The sequence below is a fragment of the Thermofilaceae archaeon genome, assembly GCA_038731975.1.
GTDB lineage: Archaea > Thermoproteota > Thermoprotei > Thermofilales > Thermofilaceae > JANXEW01.
Map to the genome: position 1 here is coordinate 1 of JAVYQJ010000052.1, position 4,669 is coordinate 4,669.

Genomic DNA, 4,669 nt, shown 5'->3' on the forward strand with positions numbered 1-4,669 from the left:
GGGCGTGGATCGTGACGAACACGAAGGTGACGGCTGAAGCCGCCGCCTACGCCGAGTGCGTCGGCATGCGCGTCATAGCCTGGCACTACCCGGAGGAGGGATTGGAGGTCCTCATCGAAAGGTACGGTTTGTACCCGATAACCGTCCTCTCCACGCTGAGCGAGGAGCAGAAGCGCGTCCTCCTCAGGAGCGGCATCGTGACGCTCAACGACCTCGCCAAGCTCAGCGCGAGCGAGCTGGCCGTGGCAGCAGGCGTAAGCGTGGAGCAAGCGGAGGCCGCCCTCGCCGAAGCGAAAATGATGGAGCTCCTGCAGCGCTAACGGCGAAGCAGGTAGAACGGTCAGCACTTAAAGGCTTCCTCATCCGTTGCGTCAGAGAGTACGGCCTTCATCAGCGGGTAATCTGCCCGACAGCGCTTTTAAGCTTGCCGGGCTACTGGCTTTGTCAGCACTCGCTGTAGGCGTAGACCGCGTTAAGCAGGAGCTTGAACGTGCCGTGTGTTTGCCCTCTGAAGTGGGGTCTGAAGGCGTAAGCCAGTGCCCGACCCCTGCCCACCCTCGCTTCGATGAGCAACGGCTTCCTCCTGAGGTTCTCCTCGCCGATGAGCCAGCCGCTGCTGAGCAAATCCCTGTCGGCGAACCTGACGACCTCGCGGTACCGCTCGTTCCAGTGGTTGGGCAAGATCTCCAGCACTGGGCCGTCGATGAAGAGCACGGTGGTTTCGCGCGGCATGCCCCAAGCCAGGGGGTGCTCGTTGTCGACCAAGGCCCTCAGGGTGGACCCGGGGCAGAAGTACTTTGTTGGATCCTTCAGCTCCTCGCTGAGGTTCCTCAACGGCAGCCTCAGCTCCTTGATGAGGAAGTCGACTGATCGCCCGATGCAGATGAGCGTACCACCCGACTCCACGAACTCCCTTATCTTCTCCACCCCCTCATTGCCGAAGCCCGTCTGGTACTCCTTCGGCCACGGAGGCAGCTTCACCGGCCTCCCCCACATCTTGCTCAACTCCTCCTCAACGTTCTCCCCCTTGAGCAGGGCCAACGGCTCGTCGGGGAGGATGAGGACGTCCAGCTCTCCCTTGATCCTCCCGCTCTTGACCATCTCGTCGTCCACTACCGTGTAGGGGATCCCGTACTCGTCGAAAAGCCACCTAATCCACCCCTCATCAATGCTGCCGCCGTAGAGCCTCCGGTAGACCCCAACCCTCGCGAACCCGACCTTGACCAGCTGCCCGGGCGCCTGCTCGACCGGGATCGGCCCCACACCCAGTTCCTCAACCCCCCACTCGAGAACCTCTAAGGCGGCCTCGCTGCGCGGCACGTAGAAGGCCCCGGGGGGCAGCTCTGCTCCATCGACCCTCAGCGGCCCCTTGGAGCGGTACACCCCGCAGCCCTTGGCGAGCAGCTTAGCGGCAAGCTTGTGCGAGTCGTTCAGCCTCGGGTCCAGCAGCCAGCCCGCAGCGCCGCGCTCCAGGCTGGGTTTCGGCCTTACCCTACCCTCCACCGCTCTGAAGCGCCCGGTGAAGGGTTCCCTCGCCTCCTCGACTCTGACCCCCATGAAGTCGGGAAGCCTCTCCGTCGCGAGGTCGTAGGGCCTGATCGGCCTACCGGCGCCGTCTCGGGTGAACTCGTTGTCCGGGTAGAGGAACCTCTCAAGCAGCTTCTTCGCCAAAGCCCTCCTCGGCTGCGCCGTGAAGACCACGAAGGTGCCGGCCGGGTAGAGCCTACCCTCCGCCTCGAACTCCTCCTCAGCGGTGTGGACGATGATGCCGAGGTCGAGGAGCACCTCGACGAGCTTGCACGCGGTGAGCGGGTCGTGCTGCTTGGTTGGTATGATGAAGGCGTAGGGGGGCTTGCTCAAGCCCCTCTCGATGCTCCTCTTCGCCTTAACGTAGGAGTTGTAGAGCAGCTCCTCGCGCAGCTTCGCAGCAGCTTCGAGGATCGCGTAGGTGGCCTCCTTCTGGTAATCGATGATGTCTCTCAGCCTCCACCAGCCGCCCGGCCAGGGGTCCGGGTAGTTCATCTGGGGGTCCTCGCTCCGCCTACCCCTCCCGTACCCCTTCAGCTGGTGGGGGTGCACGTAGATCGGCGTAGCGATCTTCACGCTCGCCGACTCTGTGAGCATACCGATGATGTTCATGTAGATGGCCAGCGTCTGGAAGCCCCCCACGAAGTCGGGGGTGAAGGGGCTGTACGTCTCCACCCCCTTAAACCCCTTCTGCGCGAGGCGCGCAGCTGCGTAAGTCCCCAGGAACTGGATCTCCCTCCAAACGAGAGGGTCGACCTCAGGGTAGATCGGGTCCATCTCGGGCGAGACGAAGAAGCGGGCGGTTGTGCTGCCCATCTGGTGGTGGTCGATGAAGATCTGCGGTGTGAACTCCCTGTACAGAACCCTCGCGATGTACCTGCTCTCTACCTGCGTGAGCATGAACGCGTCGCGGTTGTTGTCGTGGCCGCAGTACTTGTGGTAGAGCCAGGGCGGAGGCGTACCCTCGTACTCCGCGCCAACGCTCTTTTCGTACCAATCGACGACCATCACCTGCCCGTCCGGGTTCATGCAGGGTATGAGAACCACGATGACGTTTTCGAGGATCTGGCGCACTGCTTCATCGTCTCTCGTGGCCAGCTCGTAGGCTAGCTCAACCAGCATCTGCGTGCCCGCAACCTCTGTAGCGTGTATGCTGGCGCCGATGACGACGATAACCCTCCCCTCGCGAGCCATCCTTTTCGCCTCCTCCTCGCTCAAACCGAAGGGGTAGGCCAGCCTCCTCGAAATCTCCCTGAACGCGTCGAGTTTCGACAGGTTCTCCGGGGAGCTGATGATCACGACGATGAAGGGGTTCCCCATCGAAGACGGGCCCATCTCGATCAGCCTAACCCTCCCGCTCGAAGTGGAGAGCAGGCGGTAGTACTCTACGATCCTGTCCCACCGCGCTAGCTTGCGATCCTCACCGATCTTAAAACCGAAGAACTGCTCGGGGCTTGGAATACCCCTTTCCATCGCCAGCCCGATCATTGAACTTCTTTAAATGTTTCCATGATCTAAACAAAAAGGTATCAAGGAGCTCCGCTTATCGAAGGAACATTTTTATTAAACAGAATGGTTCACCTCTTCGTGCTTGAGGTCGCAAGGGGTTTAGCGAGGTTGAGGAACGCGTCCTTGATTCGAGCCGCTTACGCCGCTCTATCGCTCGCGCTTCAACCGCTTGCCTCCGCCTGGCTCGTTCGGGATGGAAGCGCGATCACGCCCGAGTCTCTCGCTCAACTCATAGCTTTCGCGGGTCTAGCGATCATAATCGGTTTCCTCATCGCCGTACTAGCGGTGGCCTCCTGGATCCTCCGAGTGCTCGCGTGGGGTAGCGTGTGCAAGGCGAAGCTGAAAACGTTCTACTGCGTCACAAGGATGATAGTGCTCGCCGCCCCGATAATCGGTCTGCTAGTGATCATCGGCGGGGCTGTCGACGCCGTTCTCCGCACGATGATAAGCGGGGGCTTCATCGAGCCAGCCATGAGCGCATTACCCGAGACCCTATTCCTCTACATCCTGACGGGGGTCTTGATTATGGCAACCGCCGACTTCTTCGAAGCCGTGGCCACGCTCGATTTGAGCCTGCTCTACAAGGTGGGCATACTTAAGGTGGCCTCGATCCTGTACCTTGCTACAACAGGGGTGGGCGTAGTAGCCCAGGCAACCGCTTCCGCAGGTTTGTGGAGCTCGCTCCTCTCCCTCACCGTTTTCGCGCTCCTCATGATCGGCTACCACGCCGCAGCCAACACCGTACGCCGGCAGCTCCTTCAACCCTCTCCCGGACCCGCACAGGGTGGTTAGGATGGGTTTGAAGGATTGGCAGCTGGTGGTAATTGTTCTAGCCGCGATCGCGGCTACAGCCCTGCTGGCTCTCCTCGCGTCGCGCTTCACCGGCGCTTGGACGCCAACCCTTACCCCCACCGTCGGCTATGTAGCTCTGATCAGGATCGAGGGAACGATCGCCTACGGCTCATCCCAGCTCACACTGCTCGGCGCCACGAGCGATGCTGAGAGCATCGCGAGGCTGATCGAACAGGCCGCCGGCGACGCGGCCGCCCGAGCGGTCGTACTGCTCATCGATAGCCCCGGCGGTTCAGCCGCAGCTTCGGAGCACCTCTACCTGAAGGTGAGGGAGCTCGCCTCGAAGAAGCCGGTTGTCGCGTACATCAGGGGGTACGGGACGTCGGGAGCCTACATGGCCGCGCTCCCCGCGCGCTTGATCGTCGCCTCGAACAGCAGCATCGTGGGCTCGGTCGGAGTGTACCTCTCCGTCCTCACCTACAGCGAGCTGCTCGAGAAGCTGGGCGTCAGGGTTTACGTCTTCAAGTCGGGCGAGCTGAAGGATGTCGGCTCCCCGTACCGGCAGCTGACCCCTCAGGATGCAGAGGTGCTGGAGGAAATGGTTCAGGAGGTCTTCGACCTCTTCAAGCAGCGGGTGCTGGCCCACAGGAAACTGAAGGACCCGAGCGACGTGTTCACCGGTAAGCCGTACACGGCTAAGCGAGCCCTCGAGATCGGGCTGATAGACCGGATCGGCACGCTGGACGACGCCGCGCGCATCGCCAGGGAGCTGGCTGGGCTACCGCCAGACGCGCCTCTAAGGGAGCTTAAAGCACCCCGCCCCAGCCTCCTCCAGCTGCTC

General features: G+C 61.9%; 4 protein-coding genes. 3 read left to right on the forward strand and 1 reads right to left on the reverse strand.

Annotated features, from left to right (window positions below; genetic code table 11):
• Positions 1-320: hypothetical protein (locus QXF46_09120; GenBank protein ID MEM0227020.1), on the forward strand; the 320-nt coding region annotated here is incomplete at its 5' end.
• 124 nt (positions 321-444) lie between these two features.
• Here QXF46_09120 and QXF46_09125 read toward each other — a convergent pair.
• Positions 445-3,000, reverse strand: coding sequence for a M14 family metallopeptidase (locus QXF46_09125; GenBank protein ID MEM0227021.1), 2,556 nt, complete (start codon positions 2,998-3,000; stop codon positions 445-447).
• A 114-nt stretch (positions 3,001-3,114) separates the two neighbouring features.
• On the opposite strand from QXF46_09125, the gene QXF46_09130 reads away from it, so the two are divergent.
• Positions 3,115-3,828, forward strand: coding sequence for a hypothetical protein (locus QXF46_09130; protein MEM0227022.1), 714 nt, complete (start codon positions 3,115-3,117; stop codon positions 3,826-3,828).
• Position 3,829: 1 nt separating this feature from the next.
• Positions 3,830-4,669: signal peptide peptidase SppA (sppA, locus tag QXF46_09135; protein MEM0227023.1), on the forward strand; the 840-nt coding region annotated here is incomplete at its 3' end.